Raw genomic sequence first — 478 nt, 5'->3', positions numbered from 1 at the left:
TTAGGAAATGTTGTACTTTTTGTGACCTGCACCACTGCACTTGTAGGAGTTTGTGATATCAGTAAGATCTTATCATAAATTTGCTTATTAAATTCCTGCTGATTTTTCGGGCTTCCCAGCCAATTGTAGTCAAGTATCAGCTTTACTTTGTCTTCTCTTGACTCTCCGGAAATCGCTTTTAAAGCCTCAATATCATTACGATTGTTTTTAATAAAGTTGACAATTTCCTGAAGTTCATCTAACGACAAATCATTTGATGATAGTAGCTTTTTAATCTTTTCTATCTCTGATGACAAGCCTTTATCTGCATCTTTCAACTCATTAACAAAGCTGTCTACCTGTATCTTAGTATATACATTCCCGGGTTGTCCAGAACTGTCGATTGTAGCAACATTGCTAATTCCAAGTTTACTTTTCCAGTTATCAACATGAGTTGCAGTGAGGTTACTGGCATTCAGTAAAGCTAAATATCCGGAAT

Annotated in this window: 1 protein-coding gene; it reads right to left on the bottom strand. The window is 35.8% G+C overall.

The window, feature by feature from the left end; all coding sequences use genetic code 11:
• Nucleotides 1-478: hypothetical protein (locus tag A1704_RS24525; RefSeq protein ID WP_202967947.1), on the bottom strand; the 478-nt coding region annotated here is incomplete at both ends.

This window comes from Chryseobacterium cucumeris (assembly GCF_001593385.1).
GTDB classification, from domain to species: domain Bacteria; phylum Bacteroidota; class Bacteroidia; order Flavobacteriales; family Weeksellaceae; genus Chryseobacterium; species Chryseobacterium cucumeris.
This window is presented reverse-complemented; position numbering and strand designations above follow the sequence as displayed.